Raw genomic sequence first — 17,857 nt, 5'->3', positions numbered from 1 at the left:
TCAGCGCTCCCCTTCCGCTGTCTCCGGCCCGTCCACGGCGCGGAAGACGGGCAGCTCCTGCTCCTCGTCGACCCGCTGGAACTCCAGCCGGACCGGCATCCCGATCCGGACCTTGTCGTAGGGCACCCCCACCACGTTCGCGATCATCCGGACCCCCTCGGCCAGTTCGATCAGCCCGACCGCGTAGGGCGGGTCGAAGGCGGGGAAGGGCGGGTGGTGCATGACCACGTACGAGAAGACCGTGCCCTCGCCGCTCGCCTCGACGGTCTCCCACCCGGGCGCCCCGCACGCGTGGCACCCCGGCAGCCAGGGGAAGCGGAGCGTCCCGCAGGCCGTGCACCGCTGGATCAGCAGCCGGTGGGCGGCGACGCCCTCCCAGAACCCGGCGTTGTCCCGGTTGATCACCGGGCGGGGCCGCCGGGGGCGCTCCGGCGGCGGCGCGGGGCGGGCGGCGGGGGCGTACTTGAGGATCCGGAAGCGGTGGGTGCCGGCGAGCTCGCCGCCGGCCCGCACGTCCATCCGGGTGGTCACGAAGTGCCCGGTGCCGAGCCTGGTGGTCTTGCGCGGCGACACGGACTCGACGACGGCGTCGAAGGTGATCTCGTCGCCGGGCCTGAGCGGGCGCAGGTACTCCTGCTCGCAGTCGGTGGCGACCACCGAGGTGTACCCGGCCCCGTCGAGGAGGCCGAGCAGCTCCCCGTACGCCTCCGAGCGGTCCTCGTGCCCGGAGAGCCCGCCCATCGTCCACGCCTGGAGCATGGTCGGCGGCGCGACCGCCTCCGGTCCCCGGTACGCCGGGTGCTCGTCCCCCATGGCCTCGCACCAGTGCCGGATCATCGGCAGGTTCACCGGGTCCTTGCCGCGCCCGCCGGTGGCCGCCGGCCGCCCCTCGTACGCCTTCAGCCGCTCGTAGAGCCGGTCCTGTCCCTCCCCGCTCATCGCCGTCCCCTCCCCTTCATGCCGAGCCGTGCCCGCGCGACGATCTCCCGCTGCACCTCGCTCACCCCTCCCCCGAAGGTGTTGATCTGGGCGGCGCGGTTCATGCGCTCCAGCTCGCCGCCGTCCCGCTCCCCCGGCGATCCCGCTCGGACCGTCCCCGTGTCACCCGTGATCTCCTGACATATCCGGTACACCTCCACCGCCGATTCGGTTCCCGCGAACTTCACGCCGCTGGCGTCTCCGGGGGTCAGCCGGCCGGCCCCGACGTCCCCCACCAGACGCCAGTTGAGCAGGCGTGTCGCCGCCAGCCGGGCGTGCGCCTCGGCGGCCCGGATCCGCACCCACGGCTCGTCAATCCGACGCCGCCCGGTCACCGGATCGGGTGTACGGGCGCGGTCGAGGGCGGCGGCGAAGAAGTCCTCGGCCTGCATGCCGATCGCGGCCAGCGCGACCCGCTCGTGGTTGAGCTGCTCGGTGATGAGCCCCCAGCCGCCGTTCTCCTCGCCGACGAGGTTCCCGGCCGGGACCCGGATCCCGTCGTAGTAGGTCGCGGTGGTGGTGAGACCGCCGACGGTCTCGATCGGCGTCCAGGAGAAGCCGGGGGCCCCGGTGGGGACGAGGAGGATGGAGATGCCCCGGTGCGGGGACGCCTCGGGGTCGGTGCGGCAGGCGAGCCAGATCCAGTCGGCGTGCTGTGCGTTGGAGGTGAAGATCTTCTGCCCGTCGACGACCCAGGAGTCGCCGTCGCGCACCGCCCGGGTCCGGAGCGACGCCAGGTCCGTCCCCGCCTCCGGCTCGCTGTAGCCGATCGCGAAGACGCACTCGCCGCGCAGGATCCGGGGCAGGAAGGCGGCCTTCTGCTCCTCGGTGCCGTACCGCATGAGGGTGGGGCCGACGGTGTTGAGGGTGACCATCGAGACGGGGGCGCCGGCCCGGTACGCCTCGTCGAAGAAGACGAACTGCTCGTCGGGGCCGCGGCCCTGGCCGCCGTACTCCTCCGGCCAGCCGAGGCCGAGGAGCCCGTCGGCGCCGATCCGCCGCAGCAGCCGGCGCTGCGCGGCACCGTCGGCCGCCGGGGGCGGCCCGTCGGGCATCGTCTCGCGGAAGTACGCGCGGAGTTCGGCGCGCAGCCGGAGCTGCCGCTCGGTCGGGGCGAGGTGCACGGGACGGCCTCCCGGGGGAACGACGAAGGTTTCTGACTGTCCGTCAGATACGGTCGTCGTGTCAAGGACGCGGCGGATCGGTCCGGCACACGCGAAGGCGGCCTGCGCGGGCGGTACCGAAGTACCGCCGCACAGGCCGCCGTTCACACCGCGGTCACGCCCCCTCGGGCCGGCCCCGTGGGGTCGTCACCACCACGGGAGGAAGTTGACCGTGTTGTTCGCCTGCGAGATGTGGGTGAACGCGGAGCCGTTCACGCTCGCCGTGTTGTTCTGGTTGGAGGCACCGGAGCCGGTCGCCACCTGCTGCGTGGTGGTCGAGTTGCCGTTGTTGTCGCCACCCACGCCGCTGCCGATGATGGTGGCGACGCTCGTGTTCGATCCGTCGTCCGCGAAACCGCCGTTGTCGGCCTGCGCCACTCCGCCGAAGAGGGCGGCGGCGAGCGGCAGGGCGGCGACGGCGGCGACGATGCGGGCGGTACGGATGCTTGCCATGTCTGTTCCTCCGGGAACTGAAGCCAGTCTGCTGTGCACGGAATGATCGGTCTCTGAAGGCAGGCCGTGAACTCCGGCCCTGACCAGGGAAGTTGGCCGACCGCCCCGGTCGTTTTCTGCTCGACGTCGCGAATCCAGAGTTGCCCACCGAATCCCCGGCGAACCACCCCGGAGCGGCTGATTCCCCCGCAAGCGTGAGGACAAGCCGATAAACCCTTCGTAGCCGAGAAACCCCCAGCTCACAGCGGACGACCTCCGCGAAACCACCCCGGATCCGTTATGCCGCAAGGGAGGAAGCGTTCCGCCAGAACCCCCGACAAACCGGACGCGAAGCGGCACCATCCGCCCAGCCGGACTCGAACGGAGACAGGAAAGAGCACAGGGATTTTCGAATCGGGAGGCAGGGGCGAAGAGCCACCCCCGACGACTCCGGCCCGGCGACACCGGCCGGCGACACAGGGGCCCGGGACTCCGGCCCGCCGACACCGGCCCGGCGGCTGCGTCCCGCCGACACCGGGGCCCGCCGGCACCGGCCCGGTTACCCCTCGGCCGCGACCGCGGCCTCGAAGGCGGCGTACGCGGTCGCGTCGAAGAGCACGAACCGCACCTCCTCGACCTCCGTCCCCGCCGCCTCGGCCGCCCGGACCGCCTCGACCGCGATCCGCGCACCGTCGTCGATCGGCCAGCCGTAGATGCCCGTGGAGATGGCCGGGAAGGCGACCGTACGATCCCCCAGCCCGTCGGCCACCGCGAGGGACTCCCGGTAGCAGGAGGCCAGCAGCTCGGAGCGGTCCTCGTCCGCCGACCAGACCGGGCCCACCGTGTGGATCACGTGCCGCGCCGGCAGCCGCCCGGCCGTGGTCGCGACCGCCCGCCCGGTCGGCAGGCCCTTGCCGTAGTGCGAGCGCCGGAGGTCCTGGCAGGCGGCGAGGATCTCGGGTCCGCCCTTCCGGTGGATGGCCCCGTCGACCCCGCCGCCACCGAGCAGCGAGGAGTTCGCCGCGTTGACCACCGCGTCCGCCGCCTCGGCGGTGATGTCCCCCCGGACGAGCACGATCCTGACCACGACACCCTCCTCGGCCGCACGACTCCCGGCCCATCATCCCGCCGCACGCCCCCGGAGGCGCGCGAAATACGCCCGCCCTACCCGCCCGGCGACTCCCCGGCGGCCACGACCACCTGATAGGCGTCCTCGTACAGGATCCGCCCCGGATCCGACGACTCCAGCCGCCGGCACTCGACGCCGTGCGCGGCGAGCAGCTCCAGATACCCGTCCACGCGCGCGATGAGCTCGTGCGCCGACGCCTTGAACCAGGCCACCGCGCCGGGATGCACGGCCGGGTCGTACACGGTCGGGTCGACCCGCGTCGGATTCGGGTAGTGGGCGTCGTACCAGTCGTTCGCGGCCCGCCAGAAGCGGTACTGCTCCTCGCTCAGCCTGCCCTGCGCCGCGAGCTCGTTGGCGAGGACGAAGACCCCGGGGAAGTGCCCCCGCGGATGCCTGACCACACCCTGGAACCTGACGAACGCCCCGCTCTCCCCGGACACACGCCCTCCCCACGACTCTCCGTAGGCCCCGGAACGACCCGAGAGCCCCCGTCCGGGCTTGCCGGACGGGGGCTCTCGCACTGCGGTGGGTGTGGGATTTGAACCCACGGAGACATCGCTGCCTCGACGGTTTTCAAGACCGTTCCCTTAGGCCGCTCGGGCAACCCACCCTCGCTCTCGTCCGCTTGGGGCGGAGCGGGCACCAGCGTACCGGGTGGGACGGGGGCGCGTGCGTCAGCTGTCGCCGGTGCGCTCGCCGAGGACGACCGTGGTCTTCGCCTCCTTGCCGTCGCGCTCGTAGGTGATCTCCACCGAGTCGCCCGGCTTGTGGGTCCAGATCTCGCTGATGAGGGACGGGCCGCTGTCGATCGGGTGGTCCCCGAAGCCCGTGATCACGTCACCGGCCCGCAGACCCGCCTTGGCCGCCGGGCCGTTCGGCGTCACCGACGCCGTGCCGCCCGCGCCCTGCTGGGCGATGGTCGCGCCCTCGCCCTTGTCGTTCATGTTCACGGTCGCGCCGATCACCGGGTAGACCGGCTTGCCGGTCTTGATCAGCTGCTCGGCCACCGCCTTCGCCTGGTTGACCGGGATCGCGAAGCCGAGGCCGATCGAGCCCGCCTGCGACTGGCCGAAGCCGCCGCCGGTGGACTGGATCGCCGAGTTGATGCCGATCACCGCGCCGCCGGCGTCCAGCAGCGGACCGCCCGAGTTGCCCGGGTTGATCGACGCGTCCGTCTGCAGGGCGCTCATGTACGAGTTGCTGCCGCCGCCGTCGCCGGAGGCCACCGGACGGTTCTTGGCGCTGATGATGCCGGTCGTCACCGTGTTGGAGAGGCCGAAGGGCGCGCCGATCGCGATCGTCGAGTCGCCGACCGCCACCTTGTCGGAGTCGCCGAGCGGCAGCGGCTTCAGCCCCTTCGGGGCCTCCTTCAGCTTGAGCACGGCCACGTCGTAGCCCTCGGCCCGGCCGACGACCTCGGCGTCGTACGTCCTGCCGTCCGAGAAGGTCGCGGAGAGCGTGCCGCCCTCCGCCGCCGACGCCACCACGTGGTTGTTGGTGACGATGTGGCCCTCCTGGTCGTAGACGAAGCCGGTGCCGGTGCCGCCGTCGCCCTGCGCGTCGCCCGACTTCGCCTGGATGGTGACCACGCTGGGCAGCGCCTTCGCGGCGACCGCCGCGACGGTGCCCGGCTCCCTCTTGAAGGAGGCCGGGGCCTCACCGGAGGAGACCGTCGTCGACGCCGGGCCGGCGTCCTCGCGCTGGGCCGCCCAGTAGCCGATGCCACCGCCGATGCCGCCCGCCACCAGCGCCGCCACCAGGACGGCCGCGACGAGACCACCGGAGCGCTTGCGCGGGGCGGGCTCCACGGGCGGAGCCGGTACGGGCTCGCCCCAGGCCGGTACGGCCGGCGGAGCCGGCGGCCAGGCACCGCCGCCGGCGGCCGCCACCGCGGGCTCGGGCGCCGGGGCCGCGGCGGCCGGCGTCGGGGGGACGGGCGGCAGCGGCGGCTGGACCTGGGTCGGGGCCTCCGGCGCCGGCGCCACCGGCGGCTGCGGGGCCGGCGCGGCCGGCTGCGCCGCGGGCGGCTGCGGGGCCGGCGCGGCGGGGGCGGGAGGCGTGGCGGGGGCGGACGGGGCAGTCGGGTCCGCCGGAACCTCGGTGCCCTCGTTCTCGGTGCTCACAGCTCGCTCTCCTCGTTCACAGCGCGGGGACGGTGACAGTCGCTCCAGGGTGCTGGACCCAGCTTTTCCCACATGGCGTCAGGCCAGGGTAAGGCGGAGCTGTGCGTCCGCACCCCTTCCTTTATAACCGGGCAGAACGGACAGGTTTCGTGTACCCCGGCCGCCCGCCAATGGCACCATGACGCGGTGACCCACGCACGGCAGCAACCACACCCCGGCCCCGTCCAGGTCGTCGCCCACCGAGGGGCTTCGGAGGACGCGCCGGAACACACCCTGGCCGCCTATGTGAAGGCCATCGAGGACGGCGCCGACGCGCTGGAGTGCGACGTACGGCTCACCGCCGACGGGCACCTGGTCTGCGTCCACGACCGCCGGGTCGACCGCACCTCGAACGGCCGCGGCGCCGTCTCGACGCTGGAACTCGCCGACCTCGCCGCGCTGGACTTCGGCGCCTGGAAGGCGTTCAAGGAGGACCAGGAGTCCGGCGGACCGGCCGAGAGCCCCGACTGGGGCGACCCCGAGTACACCTCGGTCCTCACCCTGGAACGGCTCCTGGAGCTGGTCTCCGACGCCGGACGGAGGGTCGAGCTCGCCATCGAGACCAAGCACCCCACCCGCTGGGCCGGCCAGGTCGAGGACCGGCTCCTCGCGCTCCTGAAGCGTTTCGGCCTGCACGCGCCCGTGGCGCCCGAGGAGTCCCCGGTACGGATCATGAGCTTCTCGGCCCGCTCCCTGCAGCGGATCGCCACCGCCGCGCCGACCCTCCCGACGGTCTCCCTCGCCCAGTTCGTCACCCCCCGCCTGCGCGACGGGCGCCTGCCCGCGGGCGCGCGCGTGGCGGGTCCGTCCATCCGGATCGTCCGTCACCACCCGGCGGTCATCCTGCGCCTCCAGAAGGCCGGCCACCAGGTCCACGTCTGGACGGTGGACGACCCGGAGGACGTCGAACTCTGCCTGCGGCTCGGGGTCGACGCGATCATCACCAACCGCCCCAGGCAGGTCCTCACGCACCTCGGGCGCGCCTGAGTCACGGCCGCCCGCGGCCGCCACGGGGCGGTCGCGGGGCGGCCGTGGGGCGGCCGTGGGGGTGTGCACCGGCGCGTTCGGCGTGTACGCGATCGTCACTTGTGCTCCACCCCACCCGGAACAGGCGGTTTCCGGTCGCGGTCGCCGGGGCATCCACACGGTGGCGTGGGGCGAAGGAGGTCTCGGGGGTGGCGTTGGTGGTGGCACAGAAGGTGCCCACGTCGTCGAGCATGGCCGTACCCCATGGCCCTGCGGGCGTGGGGGAAGCGCGACACCGGATGCGGGACGAGCTGTACCGCGGCGGGGTGTCGGAATCGGTCGTCGACGACGCGGTCCTGATCCTGTCCGAACTGCTCAGCAACGCCTACCGGCACGGCAGGCCGCTGGGACGGGGCGACCGGGGAGAGGGCGACGTGCTGGCGGCCTGGCGGCTGGATCCGTCGGGCGGGCTGACGGTCGAGGTGACGGACGGAGGCGGTCCCACGAGACCCGTCCCGTCGACGCCGTCGGTCACGGCGCGCGGCGGACGCGGGCTCAACATCATCGGCGCCCTGGCCCAGGACTGGGGCGTGCGCGACAGCGCGACGGGCGAGGTGACGGTCTGGGTGGTCGTCACGGAGGGCCATCGCCGCGAGGACTTCGCGGCCCGGGTCGGCGCCGGCGGCTCCGGCCTCGACCTCCTCGACGCCTACGACGACCTGGACTGAGCCGGGGCGCAACCGGTCGGTCACGGCTCCGGTACGGCGGCCGGCGGCGCCGGGCCCGTACCGGACCGGCCACGCCGACCCGTACCCGGCGCGCGCAGGGCGCGCACGCGGCGACCCGTTCCGGACAGGCGCACGGCTGAGCGTTCCGCGGCGCCCGGGCGGCTAGGCTCGCGCCCGACACAGCACCGCGATCGGGAGAAAGCCACACCATGGCCAAGAAGCGCCCCCAGACGAAGGCCGGCAAGAGCGGCCAGGCACAGGTCACGAACGGGGAGATCCCGGTCGTCGGCGCGCGCGAGCCGTGCCCGTGCGGTTCGGGCCGCCGCTACAAGGCGTGCCACGGCCGGGCCGCCGCGCACGCCGCCACCGAGCACGTCCAGCGCCCCTTCGAGGGCCTGCCCGGCGAGTGCGACCTGGTCGCGCTGCGCGAGCTGGTGCCCGCCGCCACCGTGCCGCTCACCCTCAAGGGCGGACTGCCCGAGGGCGTGCCGTCGGTGACGCTCGCGACGGTCCTGCCGATGGCCTGGCCCGCGCTCCGCCGCGACGACGGCTCCGTCCTGCTCGCCCTGCAGAACGACGGCACCTCCGGCGACCTGTCCCGCGACCTCGCCGACACGCTGCAGCGCGCGCTGGAGACCGCGCCCGGCAACCCGGTGCCGCCGCGCCGCGTCGAGCCCGAGGGCCCGCGCCTCCAGGACCTGCTCGACACGGACGCCCCGTTCACGCCCGAGGTCCACACCGGCTTCGAGTTCTGGATCCCGCAGTCGGCGGACGGCGCCGACCCCGAGGTCGCCGCCTCCCTGGAGCGGGCCAACGCGGCCGCGATCCCCACCGTGAAGCTGGCCTCGGTCGACGCCGCCTACTGGTGCGAGACCCCGGACAAGAACCACCTGCGCTGGGTCATGCCGTACCCGGAGGAGAAGCTCCTCGACGCGCTCGCCCGCCTGCAGGCCGCCGGCAGCACCTCGCTCGGCGCCGACACCCGGCTCGTCGGCTCCTTCCGCGCCCACGGCCTGATGGTCCCGGTGTGGGACCTGCCGTCGGCGATGACCGCCGAGCAGTGCGAGAAGCCGGCCGCCGAGTTCGCCGAGCGGCTGACCGAGGCGCTCGCCGTGGACGCCCCGCTGACCGCCGAGGAGCGCCGGGCGCGCGGCGGCCTCACGAACCGTCAGGTCACTCTCAGCTGATACCCCAGGTGGTATCGGTGACTGACAGACCGACCAGTCGGTGACTTCCGCCACAGCGGAACCTACGGAGCGGTAAATCCCTGTCCGAATAACCGAGATCGAATTTGCGAACCGCAGATCTCTTGTTACCGTTCTGGAAGCCCGGTCGCTGGTGCATCCCCCGTCGCCAGCGACCGGGCGTTTCCATGCCCGCCCCGCCGTCGCGCCGGGGCGCTCTCTCAACTCGCTTGGTCGTCGGCCGTGTTGCTGCCCGAGCGCAGCAGCAGCGGCGCGTCGCCGCCCTCGTCCTTCGCCGCGAACTCCGCCACCGCCGTGTGCGAGCGGGCCGCTCCCGCCCCCGGCTCCCTGGGCGTCTCACAGGTGTCCGGCTCGTCCCGCGCGGGCACCGCGCAGCGCACCTGGACGGTCCGTCCGCCGGGCGCCATCAGGGTCAGAATCGCGTCGATCTCCCGGCCGGTGGCGTTGCGGTAGTACGTCCGCGCCCAGACGTCCGGCCCCTCGGAGAGGACACAGGTCTGCGCCTCGACCCCCGCGGGCGAGGCGAGTTCGGGCCCACAGCGGCTGATCCGCTCGGGCGCTCCGGCGGAGGCGGCGGCCCGGTCCTCCGGTGCCGGCGCCGACGGCGAGGCCGGCGCCGGCGCGGGTGTCTGCGCCGCCGGGGCGGACCGGGCGCCCTCCGCCGTACGGGCCTCCCGGCCGAGCCCCAGGCCGCCGAGCAGGTCCCCGGCGACGTCCCCGGCGCCCGTACCCGTACCCGTACCGGCGTCGGGGGAGCCGGCCGGCTTGGCGTCCGCCACGGCTGCCGGGGGTGCGCCGTCGTCCGGGCCGCCGGCCTTCGCGGCGAGGGGGACCAGGACGGCGATCGCGACGGCGGTGCCGAGGCCGGCCATGCGGAGTTGCGCCGGGCTCAGCCGACTCATGCGACCCACCTGCTCTGTTCGGGGAACGGTCCCGGACGGGAACGATCACGGACGGTGGGGCGAACCTACCGGCGCCGGGCGGGCGCCCGGCGGGCCGCGCGCCCGATTCCCGTACGCGTCGGCCCAGGACACACCCGTTCGGGTGAACGGCGGCGGGCGGCCCGGTCACCCGGCACGCGCGCGTACCCGCTGCGTACGCCTTCCCGCTCCGCACCCGTGCCCGCCGCGTAAGCCTCCGCGCTCCGTACCCGTGCCCGCCGCGTACGCCTCCCCGCCCCGTACCCGTGCCCGCCGCGTAAGCCTCCGCGCTCAGTACGCGAGCCGGCTCCCGCCGCCCGGTGTGGTCCTGCTCGCCTCGACGAGGGCGTCCACCACCGCCTCGACGTCCGGCAGCCACGGCCGCGCGGAGCCGGCCAGCGGCTCCCGCTCCCAGCGGACCTGCCCGGTGCCGGTCGTGGACGGCGGCAGCAACAGATAGCCGCCCTCTCCATGGAAGCGCAGCGAACTGGGCACGCTGTCCTTCGCGCACAGCAGCTCGCCGAGCCGTTCGAGGCCGTACGGGGCGACCAGGATCGACCAGCGGGTCGGCGTCGCCACCACCGGGCCGAGCCGCACGTCCATCCCGTCGAGGACCCGCAGGGCCCGCGCGCCCGCGAGGGCGGGGAGGCTCACCGCGCAGGGGGCGCGCCCGCCCGTGGCCAGGACGATCGGGGCGTCCGGGCGCCGGGTCCACCACCAGCGGATCATCCGCTCGTCGGTCGTGGCGGCGAGCAGGCCGGGGTCGAAGGGGTGGGCACCGGGGACGACGCAGTCCGGGTCCGGGCAGGCGCACACCGGCCCGTCGCCGTCGCCGGCGGTCTTCGTCGTAGGGGCGGGCTCTTGGAGTCCCACGCCCGGCAGGACGGGCCAGTCCCACTGGACCGCGAAGGTGACCGCCGCGTCCTGCCGTGCGGCCCTCGCCTTGCGCCGGAACCGGAGCCTGCGTCGCCTTCCGAGGATCTCGCGCATGAGCGCTCGTTCCTTTCCGTTGAACGCCGAATCCACATCACACCACGTGCAGATCTCTTCACCGTGCGTATCAGCGCGTACAGCGTCGGCGGTGCGTCGCCCGCCCGGGGCGGGGCCGGCCGGAACGGGGCCGGGTCACAGTCAGGTCGAAGCCGGTTCAGAACACGATCCCCGCCACGCGGGGAGGGGCTGCGGCCTGCGGCACCTAGGACGCCGGGGTTCCGCTTCTCGATCCCGGGGCGCTGTCAACTGCCCCTGCCTGTCATCGATTACGTACCCCGCACGTTCAGAATGACGCGCTTTCAAACGACGCCAGTCGACCGCGAATGGTGCACACCGGGGGCAATTTTCAGCCAACTTCCAGCCCACTTCAACCCCTGTGCACAAGCTGCCTGATCGCCACCCGGACACCACAAGTCCCACGGGGACAATGCTGGACATCGCTCCCGCGGTGCGTGTACATGTGGAGACATCGAGCGGCGCAATATGACATGGGGGTTTGCGATGCCATGGCGTCAAACGCACCGGTCGGAAAGCCGACCGAGATGAGCTCCCCACACCTGCCGAATCACCTTCCGAAAGTGGCCGGAATCGATTCCACGGTTCCCGCTCCACCGCACACTAAGGCGCCCCTCGCGGGCGTCCCCGCCGCCGCGGCACCGGCCGACGCGGCCCCCGCGCCCGGCGCGCTGATCACGGACCGCCTGGCCGGCTGGGTCTCCGACCTCACCACCCTCCACGAACTCACCGAGCGGCTCATCAGGACCGCCACCCTCGACGAGGCCCTCCACGAGCTCCTCGGCGCCGGAGCCGCCCTCGTCGGCGCCCGCCGCGGCATGGCGGTCCTCGAACCCGCCGACGGCCTCGGCCCCACCGCCACCGTCGGCCTGGGCCTCGCCCACGCCGACCTCGGCACCATCGAGACCGTGCCCCGCGGCGCCACCAGCTACGGCCGCCTCCTCGACGGGCTCCCCGACCCGTCCGACCCGGGCCGCGTCCCGGAGCCCATCGCCATCCACGACGTCCGCACCGAGGAGGGGCTCGACCCCCGCCACCGCGAGGTCGCCGCCCGCCTCGGCTACGCCGCCAGCTACGCCCTCCCCCTCGCCACCGAGGAGGCCGGCCGGATCGGCGCCGGCGTCTGGCTCTACGACGAGCCGGCCGCCCCCACCGACCGCCAGCGCCACCTCGTCGGCCTCTACGGCCGCTTCGCCACCGAGCACCTCGCCCGCCTCCTCCAGGTCGAGCGCGCCCGCGTCCAGGTCGCCACCGTCGCCGAGGAGCTGCTCCCGAGCCGGCTCCCCCGCGTCCCCGGGGTCCGGCTCGCCGCCCGCCACCGCACCGGCCCCCGCGGCGGCGGCGACTGGTACGACGCCCTGCCGCTGCCCGAGGGCGCCCTCGGCCTCGCCGTCGGCTCCGTCTCCGGCACCGGGCCGAGCGCGCTGGCCGCGATGGGACGGCTGCGCGCCTCGCTGCGCGCGTACGCGGTGATGGAGGGCGAGGACCCGGTCGCCGTCCTCTCCGACCTGGAGCTGCTGCTCCGGCTCACCGAGCCGGCCCGCTCGGCCACCGCCCTCTTCGCCTACGCCGAACCGGCCCGCCGCCGGCTCGTCCTCGCCGGCGCCGGCCACGCCCCGCCGCTGCTCGTCGGCGAGCGCCGCACCGAGTACGTGGAGACCTCGCTCTCCGCCCCGCTCGGGATGCTCTCCTGCTGGGAGGCGCCCAGCGTGGAGCTGTCCCCCGCGCCTGGAGAAACGGTGCTGCTGTACACGGACGGGCTGCTCCGGCGTACCGGCGATCCCATCGACCGGGCCTTCGCCCGGCTCCACGCGGCGGCCGCGAGCGTGCCCCGCGCCGACCGGGACGACCCCGGGGCGATCGCCGACCACGTGCTGCGGACCCTCCTCCCGGAGGGGCTCGACCCGGCGGTGGAGGGCGAGGACGTGGTGCTGCTCGCCGCCCGCTTCGACTGATCGCGGCGGTGACCGGTCGGTAACAGGTCTTCCGGCCCTGGGCCCCCTTCCGTACGACCGTACGATGGAGGGGGTTCAGTGTCGTACCAAGAGGAGGCAGACCCGTGGCCGATGAGCTCACTCCGGAGACCCCGGACGAGGCCGAAGAGCCGATCAAGCAGCGGAAGAACGGCCTGTACCCGGGCGTCTCCGACGAGCTCGCCGAGAACATGAAGTCCGGCTGGGCCGACACGGAGCTGACCGGGCTCACGCCGATCCCGCAGGCGGCCGAGACCGCCGCGCGCCGGGCCGCGCTCTCCGCCCGCTTCCCGGGCGAGCGCCTGGTGATCCCGGCCGGCAACCTGAAGACCCGGTCGAACGACACCGAGTACAGCTTCCGCGCCGCCACCGAGTACGCGTACCTCACCGGCGACCAGACCCACGACGGCGTCCTGGTCCTGGAGCCCACGGCCGACGGCCACCAGGCCACGATCTACCTGCTGCCGCGCTCCAACCGCGAGAACGGCGAGTTCTGGCTCGACGGCATGGGCGAGCTGTGGGTCGGCCGCCGCCACTCCCTCGCCGAGGCGGAGCAGCTGCTCGGCATCCCGGCCAAGGACGTGCGCGAGCTCGCCGACGCCCTGAAGGAGGCCACCGGCCCGGTCCGCGTCGTGCGCGGCCACGACGCCGGCATCGAGGCCGCCCTCACCGACAAGGTGACCGCCGAGCGCGACGAGGAGCTGCGGGTCTTCCTCTCCGAGGCCCGTCTCGTCAAGGACGCCTTCGAGGTCGCCGAGCTGGAGAAGGCGTGCGCCGCCACCGCCCGCGGCTTCGAGGACGTCGTGAAGGTCCTCGACAAGGCCGAGGCGACCAGCGAGCGCTACATCGAGGGCACCTTCTTCCTCCGCGCCCGCGTCGAGGGCAACGACGTCGGCTACGGCTCCATCTGCGCCGCCGGCCCGCACGCCTGCACCCTCCACTGGGTCCGCAACGACGGCGCCGTCCGCCCGGGCGACCTGCTCCTCCTCGACGCCGGCGTCGAGACCACCGAGCTGTACACCGCCGACGTCACCCGCACCCTGCCGATCAACGGCCGGTACACGGACATCCAGCGGAAGATCTACGACGCCGTGTACCAGGCGCAGGAGGCCGGCATCGCCGCGGTGAAGCCCGGCGCCGCCTACCGCGACTTCCACGACGCCGCCCAGCGCGTGCTCGCCGAGAAGCTCGTCGAGTGGGGCCTCGTCGAGGGCCCGGTCGACCGCGTCCTGGAGCTGGGCCTCCAGCGCCGCTGGACCCTGCACGGCACCGGCCACATGCTCGGCATGGACGTCCACGACTGCGCCGCCGCGCGCACCGAGGCGTACGTCGACGCCACGCTGGAGCCGGGCATGTGCCTGACCGTCGAGCCCGGGCTCTACTTCCAGGCCGACGACCTGACCGTGCCGGAGGAGTACCGCGGCATCGGCGTCCGGATCGAGGACGACATCCTCGTCACCGAGGACGGCAACCGGAACCTGTCGGACCAGCTGCCGCGCCGCTCCGACGAGGTCGAGGCGTGGATGGCGGCCCTGAAGGGCTGACCCCGTCGCACCGTCGAGAAGGGCTCCCGCCGGGGGCCCTTCTCGACGTTCAGGCCAGCAGCAGGGACGGGCTGTCCTTCCACTTGAGGATCTTGTCGAAGCTGACCACCGCCCCGCCGCGGCCCGAGCGGCCGAAGTGGACGTGGTCGGAGAGCTCCTCGATCAGCCGCAGCCCGCGGCCGTGCTCGGCGTCCGGACCGGCGGCGTGGACCGCCGGGGACGGCGCCCCGGCGAAGCCCGGACCGGCGTCGGCGACCTCGATCCGGCAGGTCTCGCCGTCGAGGAAGGCGGTCACCCGGTACGCCTCCGAACCGCGGCCGGCGGCGGCGCCACCGCCGTGCTCGACCGCGTTCGCACACGCCTCCGTCAGGGCCACCGACAGCTCGTAGGACACGTCGGGATCGACCCCGGCCGTCTCCATGGTGCCGAGGAACAGGCGCCGGGCGAGCGGCACGCTCGCGGCCTCGCGCCGCAGATGGAGTGACCACCAGATGCTCATGCTCCAGCCTCCCGGCAGCGGCTCGACATACCCCTAGCTATTGCCGGAGACGGGCGTCCGTAAGCGCGCGAACCGGTCAAGAGCGCCCGTTCGGCGGATGTGACGGGCCCGGGGGCCGGTGTATGTCCCCCCGAACACCCCCAAGAACGACCTTGCGGACCTGCCGCATGAAGGCGGGTGCCCTGGTGCGATGATGGGGCCGCCATGTCTGCCCCCGCGCTCGCTCCACGGCTGCTGAGGGCCGCGGTGTTCACCGCGGTCTGCGTCGTGCTGTCCGCGCTGGGACACGCCCTCGCCGCCTGTGCGGGCATCGCCCTGTGGACCCTCCTCGCCGGATTCCTCGGCGTCTTCGGGTTCACGCTCCTGCTCACCGGGCGCGAGCGCTCCCTCGGTTTCGTCGTCGCCGCCCTCGCGGGCGGCCAGCTCGGACTCCATCTGCTCTTCGGCCTCGGCCAGCGGCAGCAGCTCGCGCTGGACACCCAGGCCGACGACACCCTGGTACGGATGGCGGCCAAGCTCGTCTGCGGGGCGGGCGCCGCCTCCCTGACGCCGGGCGACGCCGCCGGGATACTGGACCGCGCCGGGATCGACCCGGTCGCCGCGCAGGCCCACGCGGGCATGCACGGGGCGGCCGCGGCGGCCCCTGGCGCGCTGCTGCCGAGCCTGCCGATGGTCCTCGGGCACCTGCTCGCCGCCCTGGTGGCCGGCTGGCTGCTGCGCCGGGGCGACCTCGCCCTGGTCCGGCTCGTCGAACTCTCCGGGCAGGGCGCCGCCGAGCTGGCCGAGAGCACCCTGGTGCGCTCCCTGCGCGCCGCGCTCCGGCTCGTACGGGTCCTGCTCGCCGGTCTGGCGACGCTGGCCCCGGCCGGTCCGCGCGGCCGGCTCCGTACCGCCTCCGACTCCGCGCCGCCGCCGGTGGCCGGGGCACTCCAGCACACGGTGATCCGCCGCGGCCCGCCGGCGGCCGCCGCCTGCGTCCTCGCAGCCTGACGCGGTCCGCTCCACGAGGGAGCGGGGCCGCGCCCGTCCGCGCCCGCCCGCCCGGGTCCGCCCGTGGCCGCCGGGGTGCCGGACCGGACCGCCTTCCTCCTTCCGGGGTCCCTCCGCGGGCCCCTCACCGAGCCGGAGTGTCTTCCATGAACCTGTCCCGCGTCGCCCTCGCCGCCGGCACCGCCGCCGCCTCCGTCGTCCTGCTCTCGGGCACGGCCTTCGCGCACGTCAGCGTGCAGCCCGAGGGCGAGGCCGCCCAGGGCGGCTACGCGACCGTGAACGTCAAGGTCCCGAACGAGCGCGACAACGCCTCCACCGTGAAGCTGGAGGTCAACTTCCCGCTCGACCACCCGCTCGCCTCCGTCATGCCGCAGCCGGTCCCGGGCTGGAAGGCCGTCGTCACCAAGACCAAGCTGGACAAGCCGCTGACGCTGCACGGCAAGCAGATCAACGAGGCCGTCTCCAAGGTCACCTGGACCGCCGACGGCTCGAAGATCGGCCCCGGCCAGTTCCAGCAGTTCCCCCTCTCCCTCGGCCAGCTGCCGCACGACACCGACCAGCTCGTCCTCAAGGCCGTCCAGACGTACGACAACGACGAGGTCGTGCGCTGGATCGAGGAGCAGAAGGGCGCCGAGGAGCCGCAGAACCCGGCCCCCGTCCTGAAGCTCTCGGCCGCCGGCGCGGACCACCACGGCGGCGGCTCCGCCACCACCACGACCGCGCCCAGCGCCTCGGCCTCCGCCTCCGTGGACGCGAAGGCCGGCCACGAGGACGAGGGCGGCCACTCCGGCACCGAGACCGCCTCGGCCTCCTCCACCGACACCACGGCCCGCGCCCTCGGCGTCGCCGGCATCCTCGTCGGCGTCGCCGGCGTCGCCTTCGGCCTCCTCGCCGGACGCCGCCGCTCTGCCTGACGGCACCCGCCCAGCACCTCAGCACTCCGAAAGACAGACCCTCATGTCCACTGAGAAGACGTCCCCGTCGCGGCGCGGCGGGGACGGCACCGAAGGCCGCCCCGGACGGCGCACCCCGCTGATCGTGGCCGCCGTCGCGATCGTCGCCGCCCTCGGCGTCACCGCCGCGGTCGGCCTCGGCGGCGACGACACCAAGGACACCTCCTCCGGTTTCGTCCAGATCGAGGGCGGCACCGCCGAGAAGGCCCGCGCCGCCACCGTCCTCGACCGGCCCTTCACCAAGCCCGACCTCGTCCTCACCGACACCAAGGGCGAGAGCTACGACCTGCGCGAGCGCACCAAGGGCAAGCCGACGCTCATCTACTTCGGCTACACCAACTGCCCCGACGTGTGCCCGCTGACGATGAGCAACATCGCCATCGCCAAGAAGCAGCTCCCCAAGGCCGACCAGGAGAAGCTCCAGGTCGTCTTCGTCACCACCGACCCGGAGCGGGACACCGCCGCCTCGCTGGCCAAGTGGCTGCCCGCGGCCGGCGACCCGTCCTTCACCGGCCTCACCGGCGACTTCGCGAAGATCCAGGCGGGCGCCCGCTCGATCGGCATCGGCATCGACCCGCCGAAGAAGGAGGACGACGGCACCGTCGTCTCCATGCACGGCGCCCAGGTCGTCGCCTTCTCCCCCACCACCGACCAGGGCTACGTCCTGTACGGGGAGGACGCCACCGTCGACGACTACGCCAAGGACCTGCCGAAGATCATCAAGGGGGAGAACCCGTGACCCGCCGCACCACCGCCCTGTCCGCCGCCGTGGCCCTCGCCGCCGCACTCGCGCTCACCGGGTGCTCGTCCGACGACGGCGGGCCCCGGCTGAAGGTCAGCGGCGCGTACATGCCCCAGCCCGTGATGGACATGGCCGGCGGCTTCCTCACCATCGAGAACACCGGTGACACCGCCGACAAGCTGACCTCGGTCACCAGCCCGCTCTCCGACGACGTCACCATGCACGAGACGAAGGACCAGAAGATGCGGGCGGTGACGTCCTTCGACATCCCCGCCAACGGCGAGCTGAAGCTGGCCCGGGGCGGCAACCACCTCATGTTCATGGAACTGAAGTCGAAGCCGAAGCAGGGCGAGAAGGTCAGCGTCGAGCTGCACTTCGAGAAGGCCGACCCGATCACGGTCGACCTGCCCGTCGAGGCCGCCAACCACAACCCGCAGCAGCACTGAGCCGTTGACGGAGTGACAC

18 protein-coding genes and 1 tRNA gene are annotated in these 17,857 nt (G+C 73.8%); 9 read left to right on the top strand and 10 right to left on the bottom strand.

What is annotated here, in order from left to right:
- From IF73_RS0103470 to IF73_RS0103440, 7 genes are all read right to left on the bottom strand, one after another.
- Entirely contained in the window at positions 1 to 939 is a 939-nt protein-coding gene (locus tag IF73_RS0103470; RefSeq protein ID WP_037878149.1) for a bifunctional MaoC family dehydratase N-terminal/OB-fold nucleic acid binding domain-containing protein, read from the bottom strand.
- Positions 936 to 2,102, bottom strand: coding sequence for an acyl-CoA dehydrogenase family protein (locus IF73_RS0103465; protein ID WP_031003270.1), 1,167 nt, complete (start codon positions 2,100 to 2,102; stop codon positions 936 to 938). Before IF73_RS0103465 ends, IF73_RS0103470 begins: the two co-directional genes overlap by 4 nt.
- A 186-nt stretch (positions 2,103 to 2,288) precedes the next feature.
- The gene (locus IF73_RS0103460) at positions 2,289 to 2,594 is read right to left on the bottom strand and encodes a hypothetical protein (protein WP_031003269.1); all 306 of its coding nucleotides are present in this window, start codon (positions 2,592 to 2,594) and stop codon (positions 2,289 to 2,291) included.
- A 538-nt stretch (positions 2,595 to 3,132) separates the two neighbouring features.
- The gene (locus tag IF73_RS0103455) at positions 3,133 to 3,660 is read right to left on the bottom strand and encodes an O-acetyl-ADP-ribose deacetylase (RefSeq protein WP_031003267.1); all 528 of its coding nucleotides are present in this window, start codon (positions 3,658 to 3,660) and stop codon (positions 3,133 to 3,135) included.
- Positions 3,661 to 3,737: 77 nt separating this feature from the next.
- A complete protein-coding gene (locus tag IF73_RS0103450) occupies positions 3,738 to 4,103 on the bottom strand; it encodes a hypothetical protein (protein WP_420706535.1) in 366 nt (121 codons plus the stop codon).
- Positions 4,104 to 4,225: 122 nt separating this feature from the next.
- A tRNA-Ser gene (locus tag IF73_RS0103445) sits at positions 4,226 to 4,312 on the bottom strand.
- Between the two features lie 64 nt (positions 4,313 to 4,376).
- Positions 4,377 to 5,825 carry a S1C family serine protease gene (locus tag IF73_RS0103440; RefSeq protein WP_031003258.1) on the bottom strand — a complete coding sequence of 483 codons (1,449 nt, stop codon included), beginning with the start codon at positions 5,823 to 5,825 and terminating at the stop codon, positions 4,377 to 4,379.
- Between the two features lie 186 nt (positions 5,826 to 6,011).
- On the opposite strand from IF73_RS0103440, the gene IF73_RS0103435 reads away from it, so the two are divergent.
- From IF73_RS0103435 to IF73_RS0103425, 3 genes are all read left to right on the top strand, one after another.
- The gene (locus IF73_RS0103435) at positions 6,012 to 6,851 is read left to right on the top strand and encodes a glycerophosphodiester phosphodiesterase (protein WP_031003256.1); all 840 of its coding nucleotides are present in this window, start codon (positions 6,012 to 6,014) and stop codon (positions 6,849 to 6,851) included.
- Between the two features lie 188 nt (positions 6,852 to 7,039).
- Complete coding sequence (locus tag IF73_RS0103430; protein ID WP_324616066.1) at positions 7,040 to 7,558, top strand: ATP-binding protein; 519 nt, start codon at positions 7,040 to 7,042, stop codon at positions 7,556 to 7,558.
- 209 nt (positions 7,559 to 7,767) lie between these two features.
- A complete protein-coding gene (locus IF73_RS0103425; protein WP_031003252.1) occupies positions 7,768 to 8,745 on the top strand; it encodes a DUF5926 family protein in 978 nt (325 codons plus the stop codon).
- Positions 8,746 to 8,963: 218 nt separating this feature from the next.
- On the opposite strand, the gene IF73_RS0103420 is transcribed toward IF73_RS0103425, so the two are convergent.
- Both IF73_RS0103420 and IF73_RS0103415 read right to left on the bottom strand, forming a co-directional pair.
- Positions 8,964 to 9,665, bottom strand: coding sequence for a hypothetical protein (locus IF73_RS0103420; protein WP_031003250.1), 702 nt, complete (start codon positions 9,663 to 9,665; stop codon positions 8,964 to 8,966).
- 309 nt (positions 9,666 to 9,974) lie between these two features.
- Positions 9,975 to 10,673 (bottom strand): bifunctional DNA primase/polymerase, encoded by a 699-nt coding sequence (locus IF73_RS0103415; protein ID WP_031003248.1) that lies wholly within the window; start codon positions 10,671 to 10,673, stop codon positions 9,975 to 9,977.
- 491 nt (positions 10,674 to 11,164) lie between these two features.
- Here IF73_RS0103415 and IF73_RS0103410 point away from each other — a divergent pair, with 491 nt between their 5' ends.
- Entirely contained in the window at positions 11,165 to 12,646 is a 1,482-nt protein-coding gene (locus IF73_RS0103410; protein ID WP_078867920.1) for a PP2C family protein-serine/threonine phosphatase, read from the top strand.
- A 104-nt stretch (positions 12,647 to 12,750) separates the two neighbouring features.
- Positions 12,751 to 14,208: an aminopeptidase P family protein gene (locus tag IF73_RS0103405; RefSeq protein WP_031003244.1), complete on the top strand. Its 1,458-nt coding sequence runs from the start codon at positions 12,751 to 12,753 to the stop codon at positions 14,206 to 14,208.
- Positions 14,209 to 14,257: 49 nt separating this feature from the next.
- On the opposite strand, the gene IF73_RS0103400 is transcribed toward IF73_RS0103405, so the two are convergent.
- Positions 14,258 to 14,707: an ATP-binding protein gene (locus IF73_RS0103400; protein ID WP_031003242.1), complete on the bottom strand. Its 450-nt coding sequence runs from the start codon at positions 14,705 to 14,707 to the stop codon at positions 14,258 to 14,260.
- 204 nt (positions 14,708 to 14,911) lie between these two features.
- On the opposite strand from IF73_RS0103400, the gene IF73_RS0103395 reads away from it, so the two are divergent.
- The 4 genes from IF73_RS0103395 (at position 14,912) to IF73_RS0103380 (ending at position 17,838) form a co-directional block, all read left to right on the top strand.
- The gene (locus tag IF73_RS0103395) at positions 14,912 to 15,697 is read left to right on the top strand and encodes a hypothetical protein (RefSeq protein WP_031003240.1); all 786 of its coding nucleotides are present in this window, start codon (positions 14,912 to 14,914) and stop codon (positions 15,695 to 15,697) included.
- 146 nt (positions 15,698 to 15,843) lie between these two features.
- Positions 15,844 to 16,611: a YcnI family protein gene (locus IF73_RS0103390; RefSeq protein WP_031003238.1), complete on the top strand. Its 768-nt coding sequence runs from the start codon at positions 15,844 to 15,846 to the stop codon at positions 16,609 to 16,611.
- Positions 16,612 to 16,654: 43 nt separating this feature from the next.
- Complete coding sequence (locus tag IF73_RS0103385) at positions 16,655 to 17,389, top strand: SCO family protein (RefSeq protein WP_078867919.1); 735 nt, start codon at positions 16,655 to 16,657, stop codon at positions 17,387 to 17,389.
- On the top strand, positions 17,386 to 17,838 hold the full coding sequence (locus tag IF73_RS0103380; RefSeq protein ID WP_031003234.1) for a copper chaperone PCu(A)C: 453 nt from the start codon (positions 17,386 to 17,388) through the stop codon (positions 17,836 to 17,838). Before IF73_RS0103385 ends, IF73_RS0103380 begins: the two co-directional genes overlap by 4 nt.
- Positions 17,839 to 17,857 lie beyond the last annotated feature (19 nt).

This window comes from Streptomyces sp. NRRL F-5727 (assembly GCF_000719555.1).
Taxonomy (GTDB): Bacteria; Actinomycetota; Actinomycetes; order Streptomycetales; family Streptomycetaceae; genus Streptomyces.
This window is presented reverse-complemented; position numbering and strand designations above follow the sequence as displayed.